This is a genomic window from Xanthomonas sp. WHRI 8393, from assembly GCF_040203315.1.
GTDB classification, from domain to species: Bacteria; Pseudomonadota; Gammaproteobacteria; order Xanthomonadales; family Xanthomonadaceae; genus Xanthomonas; species Xanthomonas arboricola.
Window position 1 is genome coordinate 292749 of the sequence record NZ_JBEGGL010000004.1, and the last position, 19901, is coordinate 312649.

The window sequence follows — 19901 nt, forward strand, 5'->3', positions numbered from 1 at the left end:
TCGAAGTTTATCTAAGAGCAAATCGCGCTCGCCCTAACGCATGCCGAGACCTGCACGACGGTCGAGGGGGGTGGGGCTACCGCAAAATGGACATCAGTCAAGCCACGTTCTACACGCGGCGAAAGGAGCGGTGGGCTAGGCATGGCCGAATTACACCGGCTGCGTCAGCTTGAGGAAAAGAATCGGCGATGCAAGCAACTATTCGTCCACCTAAGTTTAGACAAGACCAAGCTGAAGGACATGCCGACAAAAAATTAGGTCCCACACAGCGCGAGACGCTCGTAGGCAGTCTTGTTGACCATTAGGCGTTGGGAGTCGCCAAGCCCGAGCCGGCTTCGAACAAATCCGGTCAGCTGCTAATACCAGGCCCGAGCAATGATGTTGCACCATCACATCGGTGAGTTAAAAAAAGATCGCATCTACGCAGGTCAACCAAGGTTTGGGTTGACGTTAGGACTGTTGCGCAAGGAAAGGCTATAGTTCCAACCGTAAATGCATATCGGCTGTGCTGTCGAGTTGGTCTCGACTAAGATGCAAGCTTCCGTGCACGCACGAGGGTCGCAGCACATAGTCTGGAGTGCATGGTGCTGACTTGTCCTCAATCAAGTCTGAGAGATGGATTTTGTCGTCGACGCCTTGTTTAACGTATCCTGCTTCGGGTTCAGATCATCATGACAAATTACCAATGAAAGTGTAGCCATCGAAGTGAGTCAAAACCTCTGGGGGTAAGAAGTGGTGTCAGTGGCGGAACGCTTGCGCCACTGACGTGACCTTCCACAGCGCTTCTAGATAATGGCGGCAAGTTCATCTCCATGATGATAGCTCCCTGAGCTTACGACAAAGCAGGCAATGGATTATTCCACCCGGCAAACCTCACTACAACTCATTCATTTAGTCGTTCAACGGCAGTTTCGGGATAAGTCCCAACGTGCGCTGCTTTCTGTCGCTCCACGATACTCAGGAGAAGAGCGAAAACCAGATGGTCGATAATAATTATGCCCCAGGTGTTCGTTGATCGGCAGTATGTCGCAAGCTGAGTTTGCCCCGTGATTCGCCTGTCTACCAAAAACCGAACTTCCCAGTTCTTCTCGGGCTTAACGTAGGGATAATGTCAGAAGATGATCACGTGTTTGGAGACCGCGGCTATACAATGCGAACTAAAGCGAAGAATTGCGTGCCTGAGAGACCGCGTTTTTTGCCGCCGGCCTTCGACCATTCACGTCATAGGAGGCAGAATGGACGCGCTCGGGAAGGCGCATTTTGAGCAGTAAGCTGGCGTAGGTCATATACATTTTTGATAGCCAGCGGCAGTGTGGATATAACTAGGTCCGCCATCGTCGCTCGCCAAGAATGCTTTAGGGGTGACTAGCCTTTTTGCGCTCTCGGATCTGCAAGTGGTGAATCGGCAGCTCCTGAAGGCCAATTTTTTTAATCTTTTCTTCAGTAGGGTAGCTGCCTCAGAGCACGGATGGAATACAGGACAGAGATTAGATTTACGCGTTATTTCGATCTCGGCGACGAACCCTGCAAGATGCCGGTCGGCTGTTAGGCATCCTGTTGCTCAGAGCACTTTTGCCGAAAACAAAGCGCGACAATGCAAACGTCATTGGAATAGTGGCTATTATTGCCATGAGCGGTGCGAGGGTTGATGGCAGTTCGAGATATTCCACCCATAGAAATACAACAGTCAGACTAACCAAGTATTGGGCAAGGTAAACAAACGGAAACATCACCAGTGAGCGCCACCCACGGTGCGTCTGGAAGACAAAGAGGCGATTGATGCAAAAGGAGATGACTATGCCGATTAAGTACGCAACGGTGTAAGCCACCTTATAAGAGGTGGCCTGGAGGAGTGCGAGATACGCAGCGTAGGTGGCAACTGTATTGATGCCTCCCGAGATGAGGAAGCGAACGAAGCTAGATTTTCTTACTAGCTCCATTGCCCGTTGCAGGACCAACATGCTCATGCGTGTTTGTCACGCACCTGTTCGATGAAAGCGCCGTACTCGCGGATGTAATCTGCCGAGTCGTAGAAATGCGATGCGAATACGAGCAGCACCGCGTCCTCGGAGTATTTGTATTGAATGCCCCACGTCATGGGCGGCAGGTATAGGCCGAAGTTTGGCTTGTCGAGTACGAACTGCTCGCGTTGTCTGCCGTCGTCGGCCACAACGTGCACCGAGCCCTTCACCGCGATAAGGAACTGGTGGCATTCCAAGTGCGCGTGCTCGCCGCGGGTTTCCGCAGTGGGTACGGCATAAACAAGGAAGTAACGTTTTGGCGCAAATGGAATCTCTTTTTCAAATTCACCGACGGACAGGCTGCCGCGCATGTCAGCGATGGCATTGAACGTGTGCATCTGTACTCCGCGAACAGACGACGGATGGATACCTGTCTTCGTTCCTTGGGGTTGCAGCTTGTCCACCGCGACGGTGCCGGTATTGGAATAACCCACGATCTTGGCAGGATTGCCCACTACGATGGCATTAGGGGGAACCGAGCGCGTAACGACTGCACCAGCGCCAACCATCGCGTTGCGGCCGATGCGGATGCCAGGCAGGATCGTAGCGTTTGCACCGATCGATGCACCTACCTCGACCACCGTGCGAAGAAACGTCTCAGGATATATCTTGCTCCTGGGGCGGAGATCGTTGGTGAACGTAGCATTGGGGCCAACAAATACGTCGTTCTCAAGGGTGATTCCGTCCCACAGTTGGACGCCACATTTCACCGTAACGTTGTCGCCGACAACGACGTCATTCTCGATGAATACTCCGTCGCAGATATTGCAACCAGCGCCTAGGCGTGCGCCTGGTAGCACGTGGGCAAACGCCCAGATTCGCGTGCCATCGCCGATGGCCGTCGATTCGCAAAGTCCTTTTTCATGCACATAAAAGTTCATTGTTGTTTTCCGGGAAAATCGAGTTGCAGGGAAACAATGTCGAGAGGGCGCTGTTTGGTATTTTCATAGGCACGCCACGCGTAATTGCCAACAATGCCGATGCCCAAGGTATTGAGCGCGCCGAAGAAGAGGATTGCGAGCATTGACATGGAATAACCTGGCACTTCATAGCTGCCTGCGAAACGAGCTATAAGCACCGCCAGGCCTAGAAGCACCGCCACGCCGAGTCCCAGCATGCCTGCACCCATCAAAATGCGTACTGGCAGGTCGGAGAAAGCGAATACGCTGTCGAGTAGATAGGTGACCTTCTTTTTCAAGGTCCATGCACTCTTGCCGTGTTCACGTTGGAGGCGCGCGTAACCGATGAACTCGCGACGACCGCCCAGCCAGAATAAGAGACCCAGGAGGCTGCTATTAGCTTCCCCTAGCGCGACGAGGCGGTCACGGAATGGTGCCGTCAAGGCAAACACATCCACACCACCACGAGGTACATCGCGTTGGACCAGACGCCGGTATGCTCCCCAGAAAATGGTGGAAGCGAGCTTGCTGAGGCCTGGATCGACACGGCCGACACGTTTGCCAAAGACGACGTCTAGCGGTTTCGTAGCCAGCGCGGCGAAAAATTCGCGCATGAGCGACGGCGGCTCTTGCAGGTCGGCTGCCATGACGCCAATGTACTCGCCGGCGGCCTCGGAGAGTCCGCAGCGGATTGCCGCGAACGCGCCGAAGTTGCGTGACAGTAGTATCAAACGTGCCTGGAAGGCCATTGTGGGGAGGCCTTGTTCCAGAAGAGCAAAACTGGCATCGGGGCTTCCATCGACGACAAAGACCACCTCAAGTGGCGCTTCGAGGTCGCTGGCCAGTTTATCCAGAGCCAAAAGTAATGCTGGAATGGATCCCTCGTTCTTGTAAACGGGGATCACTACCGAGTAGCGCGGCTTTACCACGAGTTACAGGCCTCGATGACTCGGGACACTTCTGCGTCAGTAAGCTCCGGAAAGCAAGGCAGAGTTACCACGTGTGAGCACGAATGGTCCGTGGCCTTGAGCGCAATGCCGTCAAAGCGCCCTGCGAACAGGGGCTGCCGGTAATCGGGGGTAGGGTAATGCACCTCGCTGTTCACGCTAGCATCGGCGAGGTGCTGCTGTAGCCCTGCACGATTGCTGGTGTGCACTACATAGAGATGGGCCACAAAATCCTCGCCACCCACCGGAGGTACCACGATGTCGGAGTGTTTGATCTCGCGCGAATAGCGGTTGGCAATGTCACGGCGGCGGGAGTTCCAGCCGTCGAGCAATGGCAGCATTACTCGCAGGAAGGCTGCCTGGATTTCATCGAGGCGGCTGTTGCGGCCGCCCAGCAGTTCATTGCGGTACTTTGCTGTCCAGCCGTATTGGCGCAATTTGCGGAGTTTGTCGGCGATGGAGGGGTCGTTAGTAGTGACGGCACCGCCATCGCCTAGCGCACCCAGATTCTTAGTGGGGTAGAAGCTGAAGCTGGCGGCCTTTCCGAAAGTGCCGGCCTTGCGCCCCTGGGCATCGCTTGCGCCATGCGCCTGTGCGCAGTCCTCGAAAATGGCAAAGTTATGCTCTTTTGCTAACTTTGTGAAAGCAGCCATATCGGCTAACTTTCCATAGAGATGGGTAACAATGACGACGTCGATTTTGCCCTTGGCTAGCTCAGCCTCAAGCGCAGCTGGTGACATGGTGCAAGTGACTGGCTCAATGTCGATAAAAACTGGTTCAGCCCCACACGCAAGCACCGCAGTCGTCCCATACATGGCGGCATTGGCGACTACGCCCACCCGTTTTCCTTCACTGACCCCTAAGCTACGCAAACCCAGTTCGAGCGCCTCGGTGCCATTGGCGACACTGACACAATCGCCAGCTCCGCACCATTGAGCGAATTCCTTTTCAAACGCTTTGACGCTCGGGCCAAGCACGTAATAACCGCTGCCGATAGCCTGGGCAGCAGCCTCTTCGAGTTGCTGGGCGATTGGGCCAATGTGGCGGTCGAGGGCATTGACGGGGATGGGCGTAGTCATGGATATCCTGAAGTATGAATCAAGGCGGCTACTCGGCCGCCCGAAAATGGGGCACTAGCTTAGTTCAGATTCGAGCTCTGGTAGAATTTTGAACAAATCCCCTGTTAGTCCGATATCCGCAATCTCGAAGATCGGCGATTCAGGGTCCTTGTTGATCGCCACGATCGTGCCGGCGTCCTTGATGCCGGTCAGATGCTGGATCGCCCCGCTGATGCCGATCGCCACGTACAGCTCGGGGGCGATGATCTTGCCGGTCTGGCCGACCTGCAGCTCGTTCGGTACGTAGCCGGCGTCCACGGCGGCGCGCGAAGCGCCCACAGCGGCGCCGAGTTTGTCGGCCAGGCTGTAGATGTGCTGGAAGTTCTCGGCCGAGCCGACGCCGCGGCCGCCGGAGACCACACGCTTGGCGCTCTGCAGGTCCGGGCGGTCGGAGCTGCCTGCGGCCAGGCCGACGAAGCGGGTATGGGTGGGCAGCGCGGCATCGACGGTGACCGCTTCGACCGTCGCACTGCCGCCGGCTGCCGCTTCCGGCCAGGAGGCGCTGCGCACGGTGGCGACCACGATCTGGTCGGCCGGCGCTTTCACCGTGATGATCGCATTGCCTGCGTAGATCGGGCGCTTGAAGGTGTAGGCATCTTCGACCGCCATCAGGTCGGAGACCTGGTTGACGCCCAGCAGCGCGGCAACCACCGGCATCAGGTCCTTGCCGAACGTGGTCGAGGGGCCGAATACATGGGTGTAGCCCTGGCCGGCGAGCTGGGCGATCTGCGGCCCCAGCACCTGCGCGATGGCATGTTCGTTGGCGGCGTTTGCCACCGTCAGCACGCGAGCAACACCCGCCAGCTGCGCGGCCTGCGCCGCAACCGCGGCCGGATCGGCCGCCAGCACGACGATGTCGATGGACTCGGCCGACACCGCCAGCGCGGCGCTGAGGGTCTTGGCAGTGGCCGCATTGAGCTGGCCGTTGAGATGTTCGGCAACGATGAGAACCTTGGCCATTACAGCAACCCCTTCTGCTTGAGTGCGGCCACCAGCTCGGCGGCGTCCTTGACCATCACGCCGCGGCTGCGCTTGGACGGCGCGGCGTAGTGGGTGGTGCTGAGACTGTCATGCGCATCGACGCCGAGATCGGCAAAGGCCAGCGTTTCCAGCGGCTTGCTCTTGGCTTTCATGATGTCCGGCAACTTGATGAAGCGCGGCTCGTTCAAGCGCAGATCGGTAGTCACCACCGCCGGCAGGTCCACTTCCAGCGTTTCCAGGCCGGCATCGACTTCGCGGGTCACCGTGGCCTTGCCAACGGCGACCACCAGCTTGCCGGCGAAGGTCGCCTGCGGGCGACCCCACAAGGTGGCCAGCATCTGGCCGGTCTGGTTGGCGTCGTCGTCGATCGCCTGCTTGCCCAGGATGACCAGGTCCGGCTGTTCCTTCTCGACTAGCTTGAGCAGGGTGCGCGCGGCGGTCAAGGGCTGAATTGCCGCGTCGGTGACCACGTGGATGGCGCGGTTGGCGCCCATCGCAAGCCCGTTGCGCAGGTGCGCGGCTGCATCGGCCGGGGCCAGGGTGGCGACCACCACCTCGGTGGCGATGCCGGCGTCGCGTAGGCGCAACGCCTCTTCCAGGGCGATTTCGTCGAACGGGTTGGGCGAGAGCTTGACGCCATCGGTGACCACACCGGAACCATCGGGCTTGACCTGAATGCGGACGTTGTAGTCCACCACGCGCTTGTAGGCGACGAGGATTTTCATCGTGTACGAGATCCTTCAGCTGTTGCGGGAAGGCCCGGCCGCGGCGGCAAGCTCGGGAGTGGAGCCATTCTAACCAAGCAGTGGCACCATGCGATGGGGTATGGATGCTGCAGTGCGGCACTTCGACGCCTCAGCGGAGTGTCGCTTAAGCCCGATCTCGTCAGGGACCGTATATCCTGTGTGGTTTGAAACGCAGCGCGGTGCGCGCGACCAGGAGGAATAGACAGTGGCGACTTGGCTAGTAACCGGCGGTGCCGGCTTTATCGGCGGAAACTTTGTTCTTGAAGCAGTTGCACGCGGGATCCGCGTGATCAATCTCGATGCGCTCACCTATGCGGGGAACCTGAACACGCTGGCCTCGCTGGAAGGCAATGCCGACCATGTCTTCGTTAAGGGCGACATCGGCGACGGCGCGCTCGTGACCCGTCTGCTCCAGGAACATCAGCCGGGCGCAGTGCTGAACTTCGCTGCCGAAAGCCATGTGGATCGCTCGATCGAAGGCCCTGGCGCGTTCGTCCAGACCAACGTCGTCGGTACCCTGGCCTTGCTCGAGGCCGTGCGCGACTACTGGAAAGCACTGCCGGATGCGCGTCGCGAGGCCTTCCGGTTCCTGCATGTGTCCACCGACGAGGTCTATGGCACGCTGGGCGAGACCGGCAAGTTCACCGAGACCACGCCGTATGCGCCCAATTCCCCGTACTCGGCATCCAAGGCCGCCTCGGATCATTTGGTACGTGCGTTCCACCACACCTACGGGCTGCCGGTGCTGACCACCAACTGCTCGAACAACTACGGCCCATACCATTTCCCGGAAAAGCTCATTCCGCTGGTGATCGCCAAGGCGCTGGCCGGCGAGCCGTTGCCGGTGTACGGCGATGGCAAGCAGGTACGCGACTGGCTGTTCGTCAGCGACCACTGCGAGGCGATCCGCACCGTGCTGGCCAAGGGCAAGGTCGGCGAGACCTACAACGTGGGCGGCAACTCCGAGCGCCAGAACATCGAGGTCGTGCAGGCGATCTGTGCGCTGCTGGATCAGCATCGCCCGCGTGAGGATGGCAAGCCGCGCGCGAGCCAGATCACCCATGTCACCGATCGCCCCGGACACGACCGTCGCTACGCGATCGATGCCTCCAAGTTGAAGAACGATCTGGGCTGGGAGCCGGCCTATACCTTCGAGCAAGGCATCGCGCAGACGGTGGAGTGGTACCTGACCAACCAGGCCTGGGTGCAGGGAGTGCTGGATGGCAGCTATCGGCTGGAACGGATCGGCGCCGCGGCCTAACGCGAGCCCTTAGGCAAGAGTCCGCGCATGTAAGCGTGTGCGGGCCTCAACAGGACATACCTGATGACACAACGTAAAGGCATCATTCTGGCGGGCGGCTCCGGCACGCGCCTGTATCCGATCACCAAGGGCGTCAGCAAGCAGCTGTTGCCGGTGTACGACAAGCCGATGATCTACTACCCGCTGAGCGTGCTGATGCTTGCGGGTATCCGCGACATCCTGATCATCAACACGCCGCACGAGCAGGCGCTGTTCCAGACGCTGCTGGGCGATGGTTCCCAGTGGGGCGTCAATATCCAGTATGCCGTGCAGCCCAGCCCCGATGGTCTGGCGCAGGCCTATCTGATCGGCCGCGAGTTCGTCGACGGCAAGCCGAGTTGCCTGGTGTTGGGCGACAATATCTTCCATGGGCATGGCCTGACCGATACCTTGCGCCGCGCCGATGCGCGTGAGCAGGGTGCAACCGTCTTCGGTTACTGGGTCAACGACCCGGAGCGCTACGGCGTTGCCGAATTCGATCAGCAAGGCAAGGTCATCGACATTGCCGAAAAGCCGGAAAAGCCCCGTTCCAACTACGCCGTCACCGGCTTGTACTTCTATGACGGCAAGGCCAGCGACTACGCGGCTGCGTTGAAGCCTTCGCCGCGCGGCGAGCTGGAGATCACCGATCTCAATCGCTGCTATCTCGATGCCGGCAATCTGCACCTGGAGCCGTTGGGGCGTGGGTATGCATGGCTGGATACCGGCACGCATCAGTCATTGCACGAAGCGGCCAATTTCATCGAGACCATCCAGATGCGCCAGGGCCTGCAGGTGTGCTGCCCGGAAGAAATCGCATTTGGTCAGGGCTGGATCGATGCCGAGCAGCTGGAGCGTCTGGCGGCGCCGTTGTTGAAGAATGACTATGGTAAATATTTATACGAATTAGCGAGTCGAGGGGTTGTCCCTTGAAAGTGATCAAAACGGCGTTGCCTGGCTGCGTCGTCCTCGAACCGGCGGTGTTCGGCGATGCGCGCGGCTATTTTTTTGAAACATGGAATGCCGAACGCTTTGGTCAGCACGGCTTGCCGACGCAATTCGTGCAGAGCAACGTGTCCACCTCCGCCAAGGGCGTGCTGCGTGGTCTGCACTACCAATGGCCGCGTCCGCAGGGCAAGTTGGTCAGCGTGCTGGAGGGCGAGGTCTATGACGTCGCCGTCGATGTGCGCCACGGCTCGCCCAACTTCGGTCAATGGGCGGCTGTGGTGCTGAGCGCGGAGAACAAGAAGCAGTTCTGGATTCCGGAAGGCTTCGCGCACGGCTTTGCAGTGTTGTCCGAACGTGCAGTGTTCAGTTACCTGTGCACCGACGTCTATGTCAAGGAAGCCGATGCCGGCGTGCGCTGGGACGACGCTGCGATCGGGATCGATTGGCCGATCAGCGATCCGTTGCTGTCTGCCAAGGATGCCGACGCGCCGTTCCTGGGTGACGTGGCGGTCGATCGCTTGCCGGTGTTTACCCCGTGACCACATTGGTCTTTGGAGCGAACGGGCAGGTCGGCACCGAGCTGCTGCGCGCACTGGCAGCCGATGGTGCAGTACAGGCCACCACGCGCAGCGGGCAGTTGCCTGATGGCAGTGCCTGCGAGGTGGCGGACTTCGACGCACCGCAGACGCTGACGTCCTTGCTGGAGCGGATCGGCCCGAGCCGCGTCGTCAATGCCGCCGCCTATACCGCAGTGGATCGCGCCGAGCAGGACCGCGACGGCGCATTGCGCGCCAATGCGACCTCGCCCGGCGTCATCGCCGCATGGTGTGCATCCAACGACGTACCGCTGGTGCATTACTCGACCGACTACGTCTTCGACGGTCAGGGCGCCGCGCCGTATCCGGAGGATGCGCACACCTCGCCGCTGGGTGTGTATGGCGAGACCAAGCTTGCTGGCGAGGAGGCCATCCGTGCTTCGGGTGCGCAGCATCTGATCCTGCGCACGGCATGGGTGTATGCCTCGCACGGCGCGAATTTCCTGCGCACCATGTTGCGTGTCGGTGCCGAGCGCGATGAGCTGCGGGTGGTGGCCGATCAGGTCGGAACACCGACACCGGCCGCCCTGATTGCCGATGTCACTGCGCAGTTGCTGCGCCAACGCACACCCGACACGTCGGGTACCTGGCACCTCACGGCGGCAGGGCAGACCAGCTGGCATGGCTTTGCCGAGGCGATCTTCCAGCAAGCTGTCAGCGCAGGCCTGTTGTCGCGCGCACCGCGCGTGGTGCCGATCACGACCGCCGACTATCCGACGCCCGCAACGCGGCCGGCGTACTCGCGGCTGTCGATCGACAAACTGCAGCGCGACTTCGACATCGTGTTGCCGGACTGGCAGCTCGGCCTGCAGCGCGTGATTGCCGAAATCGCCGCTGCCAGACAGTAAATCGGCGACTCCGGGCGGTGGCGATAGTTCCGCCGATCCATGCAGGCCGCAAAAACAAACAGCCGGGAATCCCCGGCTGTTTGCGTATGTGTTGCAAAGTCCTGCAAGCGACCGATCAGGCGCGCCCGTAGGTGTCTTCGAAACGCACGATGTCGTCTTCGCCCAGGTAGCTGCCGGACTGCACTTCGATCAGCTCCAATGGCAACTTACCCGGATTGCGTAGGCGATGGGTCACGCCCAGTGGGATGTAGGTACTCTGGTTTTCGGTCAGCAGCAGCACCTCGTCGCCACGGGTGACTTCGGCGGTTCCGCTCACCACGATCCAGTGTTCGGCGCGATGGTGGTGCATCTGCAGGCTCAGCACCGCACCGGGTTTGACGGTGATGCGCTTGACCTGGTGGCGCTGGCCCATGTCGATCGAATCGTAGGCGCCCCACGGGCGATAGACCTTGCGATGCCAGGTGGCCTCTGAACGGCCAGCCGTCTTGATCTGGCCGACCACATCCTTGACCTCCTGGATGCGATCGCGATGACCGACCAGCACGGCGTCCGGCGTCTCGACGACGACCACGTCTTCTAGGCCGACCATGGCAATCAAGCGCGAGCCGTAGGCGTAGGTGTTGCGGCAGTCGACCTGGATCACGTCGCCATGATGCGCGTTGCCGTCGGCGTCCTGCTTGGACACGTCCAGCAGCGACGACCACGAACCGACATCGTTCCAGCCGGCATCCAGCGGCACCACCACTGCATCGGCGGTCTTTTCCATCACCGCATAGTCGATCGAATCCGACGGGCTGGAGGCGAACGCATCCTTGTCCAGACGGGTGAAGTCGGCGTCGCGCTTGCCGCCTTCCCACGCCTTCTGGCACGCATCGGCGATGGCGGGCTGGAACTTGCGCAGTTCTTCCAGATAGCGCGAGGCACGGAACAGGAACATGCCGCTGTTCCAGTAATACTCGCCGCTGGCCAGATAGCCTTGCGCGGTGGCCAGGTCGGGCTTTTCGACGAAGCGTTCGACGGCGCTGACGCCGGTACCCGCGCTTGCCTTGATATAGCCGTAGCCGGTTTCGGGCGCGGTGGGCTTGATGCCGAAGGTGACCAGCTTGCCTTGTTCGGCCGCAGTCGCCGCCAAGGTGACCGCGGCCTGGAATGCCGCTTCATCCTGAATCACGTGATCGGACGGCAGCACCAGCAGCAGCGGATCACTACCGTCGCGAGTCGCTTCCAGTGCAGCAACGGCGATGGCCGGTGCGGTATTGCGGCCCTTAGGCTCGAGCAGGATGGCCGACGGCTTCACGCCCAACTGTTGCAACTGCTCAGCGGCCATGAAGCGGTGTTCTTCGTTGGCCACCACGATGGGGGCATGCGCCGCCACCGGGGCGGAACGCAGCCAGGTGGCCTGCAGCATGCTGTGCTCGCCGACCAGCGGCAGGAACTGCTTGGGATACGATTCGCGCGACAACGGCCACAGGCGCGTGCCGGAACCGCCGGATAGGATGATAGGTAGGACGTCGCTCATGGGCGGGGGAAACTCCAAAGTGCGTCTATAAGGTGGGAGAGGGAGTGAATCAGCCGCGCAGCAGGTTGGAAATTTCCTGTGTGCGCGTTTCCAGCAGGGCGGCGTCGCCGCGCGTTTCCACGTTCAGACGCAGCAGCGGCTCGGTGTTGGAGCTGCGCAGGTTGAAACGCCATTGGCCGAAGTCGGCACTGATGCCATCGGTGTAGTCCAGTTCCGGCGACTGATCGCCGTAGTGATCCATCACGCGGGCAACCGCTGCCTTGGCATCGTCCACCTTGAAGTTGATCTCGCCGCTGCAGGGGAATTTCTGCATGCGCGCCTCGACCAGATCCGCCAGCGAACGACCCGACTGCGACACCAGCTCGGCGATCAACAACCACGGGATCATGCCGGAGTCGGCATAGGCGAACTCGCGGAAATAGTGGTGCGCGCTCATCTCGCCGCCATACACGGCGTTTTCGCTGCGCATCTTTTCCTTGATGAAGGCATGGCCGCTCTTGCACAGCACCGGGATGCCGCCGGCGTCCTCGACCATCTCGACGGTGTTCCAGGTCAGGCGCGGGTCATGCACGACTTTGCCACCCGGCTGCTTGGCCAGGATCGCCTGGGCCAGCAGGCCAACCAGGTAATAGCCTTCGATGAAGCGGCCGGTGTGGTCGAAGAAGAAGCAGCGATCGAAGTCGCCGTCCCAGGCGATACCGAAGTCGGCGCCGTGTTCCTTGACCGCCCTGGCGGTGGCGTCGCGGTTCTCCGGCAGCAGCGGGTTGGGGATGCCGTTGGGAAAGTTGCCATCGGGTTCGTGGAAGACGCGGATGAACTCGAACGGCAGCTGCGGTGCAAGCAGGTCGACGATCAGGCCGGCGCCACCGTTGCCGGCGTTGACCACCAGCTTGAGCGGCTTGAGCGTGCTGCGGTCCACGTAGCTGAGCAGATGCTCCAGGTAGGCGGTCTTGTCGGTGCGGCTCTGCTCGCTTGCGGTTGGCTCGCCGGGTGCGGCGGTATCGGCAGCGACGGTGTCGCGGATCGCGAACAGGCCGGTGTCGGAGCTAATCGGTCGCGCCTGCTCGCGGACCAGCTTCATGCCGTTGTAGTCCATCGGGTTATGGCTGGCGGTAACCATCACGCCGCCGGCCGCCTTGAGGTAATCGGTCTGGAAATAAACCTCCTCGGTGCCGCACAGGCCAATGTCGATCACTTCGCGGCCGCTGGCGCGCAGGCCGGCCGAGAGCGCCTCCTGCAGGCCAGGGCTGGCCAGGCGCACGTCGTGGCCCAGGACCACGGGCCCTTGCTCCAGCTGCGCCGCCAATGCCACGCCGATGCGGCGCGCCAAGTCCTCGTTGAGTTCATCCGGCACGCGGCCGCGGATGTCGTAGGCCTTGAAGGCGGGTAGCGTCATGGGCAATTCCTGGGATGGGGGAATTCCGAGTTTAGCGGCTGTGCCGTGTCTTGGGTGTGGCGGAATTGCGATAGGGGACAGGGAACAGTCAGCGGCTAGAATGGCCGCTTCACATCAGCGAGGCGAGGGCGGTGATGAGCAATGGTGGACGTGGTGCGGCAAGCGGCAAACGCTATGCCGATGCCGGGGAGGCGCTGTATGGGGTGCTGGCCGATGGCCAGACCCTGGCGGTCGGCGGCTTCGGATTGTGCGGAATCCCGGAAGCGCTGATCGCGGCAGTGCGCGCGAGCGGGGTCAGCGGATTGACCGTGATCTCCAACAACGCAGGCGTCGATGGATTCGGGCTGGGTCAATTATTGGCCACCCGGCAGATCCGCAAGATGATTTCGTCCTACGTGGGCGAGAACAAGGAATTCGAGCGGCAGTACCTGGCCGGCGAACTGGAGCTGGAGTTCAACCCGCAAGGCACGCTGGCCGAACGCCTGCGCGCGGGCGGTGCGGGGATTCCCGCGTTCTATACCGCAACCGGCTACGGCACCATCGTCGCCCAGGGCAAGGAAACCCGGCAATTCGACGGCAAGCAGTACGTGATGGAAACCGCACTGCAGGCCGACGTCGCGCTGGTCAAGGCCTGGCGTGCGGACACGGCCGGCAATCTGGTGTTCCGCAAGACCGCGCGCAACTTCAACCCGGCCTGCGCCATGGCCGGTCGCGTCTGCGTCGCCGAGGTCGAGGAGATCGTGGAGGTGGGCACGATCGATCCGGACCAGGTGCATCTGCCCGGCATCTATGTCGACCGGCTGGTGCTCAACGCCACCCCGGGAAAACGCATCGAACAGCGCACCGTGCGCGAAGGACAGCACTGATGGCCTGGACCAGAGACCAGATGGCCGCACGTGCGGCGCGTGAATTGACCGATGGTGCCTACGTCAACCTGGGTATCGGTCTGCCGACGCTGGTGGCCAACCACATTCCCGATGGCGTGGACGTGTGGCTGCAATCGGAGAACGGCCTGCTCGGCATCGGTCCGTTTCCTAGCGAGGACGAGGTGGATGCGGACCTGATCAACGCCGGCAAGCAGACAGTGACCGCGCGTGCCGGCGCCAGTTATTTCGGTAGCCACGACTCGTTTGCGATGATCCGCGGCGGGCACATCGATCTGGCGATTCTCGGTGCGATGCAGGTGACCGAGCGCGGCGACCTGGCCAACTGGATGGTGCCTGGCAAGATGGTCAAGGGCATGGGCGGCGCGATGGACCTGGTGGCCGGCGTCAAGCGCGTTGTCGTGCTGATGGAACACGTCGCCAAGGACGGCAGCCACAAGATCCTGCGCGAATGCGACCTGCCATTGACCGGCGTCGGCGTGGTCGATCGCATCATCACCGACCTGGCGGTATTCGACGTCACCGATCGCGGGCTGGTGCTGGTGGAGGCGGCGGATGGGGTAAGTGAGCTTGACCTTCGAGAGAGAACAGGTGTCGAGTATCGTGTAGGAGGTCAATTCAAGCGGGCGTTTGCAGTGTAGTATGTGCCAGTAGCACCAATTTTCTTGGTGAATTCTTCACGATCATTTTAATTAACCACTTTTAGGTCAAATGATGAAACGCTCATATATATTTACGCTGTCTATCGCGATGGCGATGATGACGGTGGCATGCAGTAAGAATGAGTCAAATGCACCCGAGGTTTCTAAAAATTCCACTGCTGCTGCGAAATCTTCTGAACCTGCAAAGCCTATTGCTGCTCAGGAAATTATAAGACTTACAGCAGATCAAGTTGGTGTGAAGTTAACGCTTGAGTCTCAGCCCAAGGTTGACACAGCCTCTGGGTCTGTCAGTTTTGTGGTGAAAGTGGAAAACCATGGCGTTGCGGCACTTTCAGGGGCTAGCAATCCGCCTGTTAATTTAGGGGTTCAGATTCTTGGCCCTGGCGGTAGCGCAGAAGGGATGGTAAGAGATTTTTCGCGTACGTCCTTGCCCGACATTGCGCCAGGTAACGCAGCGTCCGTCACTGTGCAGTTCCCACTAGAATCGCGTTTGGATGGACGTAAGCTCAAGGTTGACCTCGTACAGGAAGGTGTTAGCTGGTTTTCTGATTTCGGACAGCCAACGCTGGAGCTTGACCCTGTTAAATAATCTGTACAGATTATTGGGTCTGAAAAAAGGCGCCATATGAGCGCCTTTTTTTATTTATAGATTTTGGTAGTTCGGGCCCGAACCACCCTCCGGGGTGACCCAGGTGATGATCTCGTACGGGTCCTTGATGTCGCAGGTCTTGCAGTGCACGCAGTTGGCGGCGTTGATCTGCAGGCGCTTGCCGGAGGGGCTGCCGGTGTCTGCGACCATTTCGTAGACGTTGGCCGGGCAGAAGCGGGTGCAGGGGTTGTCGTACTCCTGTACGCAGCGGGTGGCGCAGACGTCGGTGTCGAGCACCTTCAGATGCACGGGCTGGTCTTCGTCGTGCTCGGTGGCAGCGAAGTAGACCGCCTGAAGGCGGTCGCGCGGGGCGAGCTCGCGCGTGCCGTAGTCGCGGTTGGGTTGCTCGTAATCGCCGATCTTGTGCAATGCCGACCAGTCGGGTTTGTTCTTCAGCGTCCATGGCGAGGCGCCCTTGAGCGCGGTTTCCCAGGCGGCATTGAGCAGGCCGAACCACAGGCCCTTCTTGAAACCGGGCTTGATGTTGCGCACCTGCTTCAACTCGGCCATCGCATCGGACGCGCGCAGTTTCGCGTCGAAGCCTTGCGGCGCCAGCTGCGATTGCACCAGATGTTCGGCGGCCAGCATGCCGCTGCGGATCGCCTGATGGGTGCCCTTGATCTTGGGCACGTTGAGCAGGCCGGCGGTGTCGCCGATCAGCAGGGCACCGGGCATTTCCACCTTCGGCAGCGACTGCCAGCCGCCGGTGACGATGGCGCGCGCGCCGGCCGAGAGGATGCTGCCGCCTTCCAGCAATGGCTTGATCAGCGCGTGGTTCTTCCATTGCTGGAAGGCTTCCCACGGCTGGTACTTCGGGTCGCTGTAGTCCAGCCCGCTCACGTAACCGAGCGCGATCTGGTTGTTGTCCAGGTGATACAGGAAGCTGCCGCCGTAGGTGCGGTTGTCGGCCGGCCAGCCCAGTGTGTGCACGATCTTGCCGGGACTGACGCGCCCTTCCGGTACCTGCCACAGCTCCTTGATACCGATCGAATAGCCCTGCGGGTCGGCATCGGCGGTGAGGTCGAAGCGTTTGAGCAGGCGCTTGGTCAGATGCCCGCGCGCGCCCTCGGCCAGCACGGTGACCTTGGCACGGATATCGATGCCGGCGGTGTAACCGGGCTTGTGCGAACCGTCCTTGGCCACGCCCATGTCGCCGATACGCACGCCGATGACCTGGCCGTTGTCGTCGTGCAGGGTTTCGGCGGCGGCGAAGCCGGGGTAGATCTCCACACCCAGCGCTTCGGCCTGCGGCGCCAGCCAGGCGCACATTGCGCCCAGGCTGACGATGAAATTGCCGTGGTTGCGCATGCCCGGCGGCACCACCGGGAACTTGCGCGCGCTGTCCTTGCCGAGAAACCAGAATTCGTCGTCGGTGGCAGCCACGCAGATCGGCGGCGGGTTGTCGCGCCAGCCCGGCAGCAAGGCATCCAGCGGGCCCGGCTCGATCACCGCGCCGGACAGGATATGCGCACCGATGGTGCTGGATTTTTCGATCACGCAGACGCTGATGGCCGGATCGAGCTGCTTGAGCCGGATCGCAAAGGCCAGCCCGGCCGGACCGGCGCCGACGGTGACGACGTCGTACTCCATCACGTCGCGCTCGACCGTCTCTGGCGCATTTGCGCCGACTCCTGCTTCCGACATTGCTCCGCTCCCGTTGGCTCGATGGCTGCCGCGCATTTTCCGGGATTCGATGTGACGGCGGCAAATCGGATCGATTCATCCGCGCCGCGCAGCCTCCACTCAGCGGGCGCGTGCTAGCGTTTGATGCATGAAGATTCGGGTGGCATTGCCGCAAGCGGAGATAGCCTGGTGTCGCGGCTGGTTGCCGCGCGCGCAGGCCGATGCGCTGCTGCAGGCGCTGCTGACGCAGGTGCAGTGGGAGGTACATCGCATCCGCATGTTCGGGCGCACGGTCGATTCGCCGCGTCTGAGCAGCTGGATGGGCGACCCGGACGCCAGCTATCGCTACTCGGGCACGCAGTTCGCGCCGCAGCCGTGGCTGGAGGTATTGCAGCCTCTACGCACGCGCCTGCTGGCCGAGACCGGGGCGCCGTTCAACAGCGTGCTGGCCAACCGTTACCGCAGCGGCAACGATGCGATGGGCTGGCATAGCGACGACGAGCCGGAGTTGGGGGCGCGACCATTGATCGCCTCGGTAAGCCTGGGCGCGACGCGGCGCTTTGCATTCAAGCATCGTGACGATGCTGCGTTGAAGCAGACGCTGGAATTGGGGCACGGCGATCTGCTGCTGATGGCAGGCGAGACCCAGCGCCACTACAAGCATGCATTGCCGCGCACCGCAAAGCCCATCGGCGAGCGCATCAATCTGACCTTTCGCCAAATTGCGCCGCGCGTGTCCCAGCCATAAGAGCGGCTAACGAAGCGCAGCGAGCGCTTGGCTGGCGGTGAGTGCAGTGGTTTTGTTGTCCACATCTGGGGGGATGTAGTCAGCAGTGCGAGTCAAACGCTGAGTGGGTCGAGGGCGCGGTGCCCTCACCGCTCGCGGGACACGCCGTGAACCCGTCCCTGGGGGCTCGGTGGCGGCATCCATGCCGCCACACGGTCCCGCAATCGGTGAGGACACCGCACCAGACAGTTTGTTGGCTGCTTTGTTGAAAGCCATGCACACCGACCATCTCGACTGGTCCTTGCCCGCCCACCATCGCGGGACCTTCTGCGGCATGGATGCCGCAGAAGAGCCTACATGGACGTACTTGCGGCGTGTCCCGCGAGGGTGGGCGGGCAAGGGCCCTGCAGCCAGGCCGCAGATCAGCCGCCCTGCGGTAGACCGGCGTGAAGTGCTTTGTTAACCGCTCTAAGATCTGTCGCCTGCGCTTACAGCGGACGCGGCAGGCTCTGGCTGTCCTGCTGGCCGGTGACCAAGGTCCAGCCGACCAGTTCGGTGGTGACCTGCGTCATCGCCTGTTCGAATGCCGCTGCCACCGCAGCCGTGTCGGTGCCGCTGGACGGGCGTGCGACCAGGAAAGTGCGCGAGGCCACCACGCGCTGATCGGCGGCGTGCAGCAGTTTGGCATTGAGTTCAATGGTGGCCGAGGGCAGCGACTGGCCGGCGTAATCGGACTCGAAGCGGCGCAGGTCGATCGCCAGCTTGTAGTCGGAGCGGATGCCGGTGCCGATACGGGCGACGGCGGCGATCTTGCCGGAGTCCTCGAACGCGCGGACCACGCTGTCTTCCAGCATGTCGGTGGCCGGCTGCGCCCAGCCTGCGCCGTGATAGACCTGCAACTCGCCCGGGGTCGGGCGCACGTTGATGCGTGGGCTGTCGATCACCCGCGCGGCGCTGGGCTTGGACACCGACAGCTGCCAGCTCACCTGCGGCCAGGACGGGTTCGGCGCAATCCGCACGTTAGGTGCATAGATGGTGGCCGGCTTCTTGTCGCCTCCGGTCAACACCGAGCAGCCGCCCAGCGCCAGCAACGAGACGCACAACATGGGACGCAACAGGCGCATGGCAGTCATTTCGGTTCGAACTCCTTGGGTGCGTCGCGGCCGAGCAGGTAGCGCGCAGGGTTGTTGTCCAGTTTGTCGCTGACCCGGCGCAGGTCGCGGATCAGGCCGCGCAATTCGGTCAGCGTGGGCCCGAGCTGGCCCAGTCCGTCGTTGGCAAAACTATTGATGGCCGCGCGGTTCTCGCCAAGGATGTTGTCGGCGTTGCCGGCGGCCGAATCCAGCTTGACCAGGGTGGCATCGAGCTTTTCCAGGATGCCCGGCAGCTGCTGCACCAGGTTCTGGTCCAGCCGCTTGATGGTGCCATTGGTGGTGGTCAGGGTGGTGTCCAGATTGCGTGCGGCATCGCGCGCGCTGACGATCAGCGCCTGCATGCCTTCGTCGCGGTCGGCGATGCCACCACTGATCTTTTCCAGATTCTGCAAGGTGGCGGTGATGCTGGCCACGTTCTTGTCCGAGAGCATCTGGTCCATGCGCTCGACGATGCGGTTGGCGGTGTCGGTGATGTTCTGCAATGCCGACGGCGTGGTCTGGATGATCGGCGCATCGCTCTTGTCGATGGTGGTCAGCGACGGGGCCTCGGGCGTGCCGCCGGAGAGCTGGATGATCGACGGGCCGGTCAGGCTGGTGATGGCCAGCTTGGCGCGCGTATCGCTCTTGATCGGCGTGGTGGAGTTCACCCGCACGTGCGCGACCACCTGGCGCGGGTCGTTTGGTGCAAGCGTCAGCTCGGTGATCGAGCCGACCGCGATGCCGTTGTATTGCACCGGGCTGCCGACCGACAGGCCGGTCACCGCCTCGCGGAACACCACCCGGTATTGCTGCCAGGTACGGTCGGAGGAGTATTTCGCGGCCCATAGCCCGAACAGCAGCAGGGCCAGGCCCGCCACGATGGTGAAGGCGCCGATCAGGACGTAATTGGCTTTGGTTTCCATGC

General features: G+C 61.5%; 19 protein-coding genes. 8 read left to right on the top strand and 11 right to left on the bottom strand.

Going from position 1 to position 19901, the window contains the following annotated elements; translation table 11 throughout:
- Positions 1-1493: 1493 nt before the first annotated feature.
- From ABQ137_RS20705 to ABQ137_RS15650, 6 genes are read right to left on the bottom strand one after another with little or no spacing between them, the layout of a single operon-like run.
- The gene (locus tag ABQ137_RS20705; RefSeq protein ID WP_221439378.1) at positions 1494-1967 is read right to left on the bottom strand and encodes a GtrA family protein; all 474 of its coding nucleotides are present in this window, start codon (positions 1965-1967) and stop codon (positions 1494-1496) included.
- Complete coding sequence (locus tag ABQ137_RS15630) at positions 1964-2902, bottom strand: WxcM-like domain-containing protein (RefSeq protein WP_184519478.1); 939 nt, start codon at positions 2900-2902, stop codon at positions 1964-1966. Before ABQ137_RS15630 ends, ABQ137_RS20705 begins: the two co-directional genes overlap by 4 nt.
- Positions 2899-3849: a glycosyltransferase gene (locus tag ABQ137_RS15635; protein WP_184519481.1), complete on the bottom strand. Its 951-nt coding sequence runs from the start codon at positions 3847-3849 to the stop codon at positions 2899-2901. Before ABQ137_RS15635 ends, ABQ137_RS15630 begins: the two co-directional genes overlap by 4 nt.
- Positions 3843-4946, bottom strand: coding sequence for a DegT/DnrJ/EryC1/StrS family aminotransferase (locus ABQ137_RS15640; RefSeq protein WP_184519484.1), 1104 nt, complete (start codon positions 4944-4946; stop codon positions 3843-3845). The genes ABQ137_RS15635 and ABQ137_RS15640 overlap by 7 nt, the downstream gene beginning before the upstream one ends.
- A gap of 54 nt (positions 4947-5000) precedes the next feature.
- Complete coding sequence (locus tag ABQ137_RS15645) at positions 5001-5945, bottom strand: electron transfer flavoprotein subunit alpha/FixB family protein (protein ID WP_184611389.1); 945 nt, start codon at positions 5943-5945, stop codon at positions 5001-5003.
- On the bottom strand, positions 5945-6691 hold the full coding sequence (locus ABQ137_RS15650) for an electron transfer flavoprotein subunit beta/FixA family protein (RefSeq protein WP_184519490.1): 747 nt from the start codon (positions 6689-6691) through the stop codon (positions 5945-5947). Before ABQ137_RS15650 ends, ABQ137_RS15645 begins: the two co-directional genes overlap by 1 nt.
- Before the next feature lie 226 nt (positions 6692-6917).
- Here ABQ137_RS15650 and rfbB point away from each other — a divergent pair, with 226 nt between their 5' ends.
- From rfbB to rfbD, 4 genes are all read left to right on the top strand, one after another.
- A complete protein-coding gene (rfbB, locus tag ABQ137_RS15655; protein WP_349783143.1) occupies positions 6918-7973 on the top strand; it encodes a dTDP-glucose 4,6-dehydratase in 1056 nt (351 codons plus the stop codon).
- A gap of 63 nt (positions 7974-8036) precedes the next feature.
- Entirely contained in the window at positions 8037-8924 is an 888-nt protein-coding gene (gene rfbA, locus ABQ137_RS15660) for a glucose-1-phosphate thymidylyltransferase RfbA (protein WP_179465182.1), read from the top strand.
- Complete coding sequence (gene rfbC / locus ABQ137_RS15665) at positions 8921-9478, top strand: dTDP-4-dehydrorhamnose 3,5-epimerase (RefSeq protein ID WP_184519495.1); 558 nt, start codon at positions 8921-8923, stop codon at positions 9476-9478. Before rfbA ends, rfbC begins: the two co-directional genes overlap by 4 nt.
- Entirely contained in the window at positions 9475-10383 is a 909-nt protein-coding gene (gene rfbD / locus ABQ137_RS15670) for a dTDP-4-dehydrorhamnose reductase (RefSeq protein WP_184519498.1), read from the top strand. The genes rfbC and rfbD overlap by 4 nt, the downstream gene beginning before the upstream one ends.
- 115 nt (positions 10384-10498) lie before the next feature.
- Here rfbD and ABQ137_RS15675 read toward each other — a convergent pair whose 3' ends face one another.
- Complete coding sequence (locus ABQ137_RS15675) at positions 10499-11902, bottom strand: mannose-1-phosphate guanylyltransferase/mannose-6-phosphate isomerase (RefSeq protein ID WP_102251245.1); 1404 nt, start codon at positions 11900-11902, stop codon at positions 10499-10501.
- A 49-nt stretch (positions 11903-11951) separates the two neighbouring features.
- Positions 11952-13298: a phosphohexomutase domain-containing protein gene (locus ABQ137_RS15680; RefSeq protein WP_024938344.1), complete on the bottom strand. Its 1347-nt coding sequence runs from the start codon at positions 13296-13298 to the stop codon at positions 11952-11954.
- 134 nt (positions 13299-13432) lie between these two features.
- Here ABQ137_RS15680 and ABQ137_RS15685 point away from each other — a divergent pair, with 134 nt between their 5' ends.
- The 3 genes from ABQ137_RS15685 to ABQ137_RS15695 all read left to right on the top strand — a co-directional run bounded on the left by ABQ137_RS15685 (position 13433) and on the right by ABQ137_RS15695 (position 15433).
- Positions 13433-14164: a CoA transferase subunit A gene (locus ABQ137_RS15685; RefSeq protein WP_349783145.1), complete on the top strand. Its 732-nt coding sequence runs from the start codon at positions 13433-13435 to the stop codon at positions 14162-14164.
- Positions 14164-14823, top strand: a complete 660-nt coding sequence (locus ABQ137_RS15690; protein WP_179465187.1) for a CoA transferase subunit B — start codon at positions 14164-14166, stop codon at positions 14821-14823. Before ABQ137_RS15685 ends, ABQ137_RS15690 begins: the two co-directional genes overlap by 1 nt.
- Before the next feature lie 73 nt (positions 14824-14896).
- Positions 14897-15433 carry a hypothetical protein gene (locus tag ABQ137_RS15695; protein ID WP_184519504.1) on the top strand — a complete coding sequence of 179 codons (537 nt, stop codon included), beginning with the start codon at positions 14897-14899 and terminating at the stop codon, positions 15431-15433.
- Positions 15434-15487: 54 nt separating this feature from the next.
- Here ABQ137_RS15695 and ABQ137_RS15700 read toward each other — a convergent pair whose 3' ends face one another.
- Positions 15488-17137: an electron transfer flavoprotein-ubiquinone oxidoreductase gene (locus ABQ137_RS15700; protein WP_024938340.1), complete on the bottom strand. Its 1650-nt coding sequence runs from the start codon at positions 17135-17137 to the stop codon at positions 15488-15490.
- Between the two features lie 127 nt (positions 17138-17264).
- On the opposite strand from ABQ137_RS15700, the gene ABQ137_RS15705 reads away from it, so the two are divergent.
- On the top strand, positions 17265-17864 hold the full coding sequence (locus ABQ137_RS15705; RefSeq protein WP_349783147.1) for an alpha-ketoglutarate-dependent dioxygenase AlkB family protein: 600 nt from the start codon (positions 17265-17267) through the stop codon (positions 17862-17864).
- A gap of 467 nt (positions 17865-18331) precedes the next feature.
- On the opposite strand, the gene ABQ137_RS15710 is transcribed toward ABQ137_RS15705, so the two are convergent.
- Both ABQ137_RS15710 and ABQ137_RS15715 read right to left on the bottom strand, forming a co-directional pair.
- Positions 18332-18976 carry an ABC-type transport auxiliary lipoprotein family protein gene (locus tag ABQ137_RS15710; RefSeq protein ID WP_054592898.1) on the bottom strand — a complete coding sequence of 215 codons (645 nt, stop codon included), beginning with the start codon at positions 18974-18976 and terminating at the stop codon, positions 18332-18334.
- Positions 18973-19899, bottom strand: coding sequence for an MlaD family protein (locus ABQ137_RS15715; protein ID WP_011035876.1), 927 nt, complete (start codon positions 19897-19899; stop codon positions 18973-18975). The genes ABQ137_RS15710 and ABQ137_RS15715 overlap by 4 nt, the downstream gene beginning before the upstream one ends.
- Positions 19900-19901 lie beyond the last annotated feature (2 nt).